General features: G+C 68.1%; 1 pseudogene. It reads right to left on the bottom strand.

Annotation, left to right across the window (positions count from 1 at the left end):
- Nucleotides 1–539: pseudogene (locus FB586_RS18875) on the bottom strand (DNA-binding protein); the annotation flags it as partial.

Genomic DNA, 539 nt, shown 5'->3' with positions numbered 1-539 from the left:
TGCAGCACCTTCAGCGGGATGTCGAGGTGGCGGTCGTCCCACTCCTCGAGCAGCCGGTTGGTGGCCCGGGCGTCGACGCTGACGTAGATCGCCTCGAGCACGTTGGGCCGGGTGGCGCGGGCGAAGGCGAGCGCGCGCAGGGTCGGCTTGTGCAGCTTGGAGGCCAGCACGATCGCGTGCACCCGCGTCGGCATCACCTTGTCCTGCTCGTCGGCGGCCAGCTCGAGCTCGACGCGCGCGTAGTGGCGGCCGATGGCCTGCATCACCACGAAGAAGAACCCCATCGCCAGGATGGTGATCCAGGCGCCGGCGAGGAACTTGGTGATCAGCACGATGACCAGGACGACCGCGGTCATGCCGAGCCCGAACGTGTTGATCGCCCGCGACCGCATCATCCGGCGGCGCGCCGCGGGGTCGCTCTCGGTGCGCAGGAGCCGGGACCAGTGGCGGATCATCCCGAGCTGGCTGAGGTTGAAGGAGACGAAGACGCCGACGATGTAGAGCTGGATGAGCTTGGTGGTCTCGGCGTCGAAGATCCA

The sequence above is a fragment of the Cellulomonas telluris genome, from assembly GCF_004886325.1.
GTDB lineage: Bacteria > Actinomycetota > Actinomycetes > Actinomycetales > Cellulomonadaceae > Cellulomonas > Cellulomonas telluris.
This window is presented reverse-complemented; position numbering and strand designations above follow the sequence as displayed.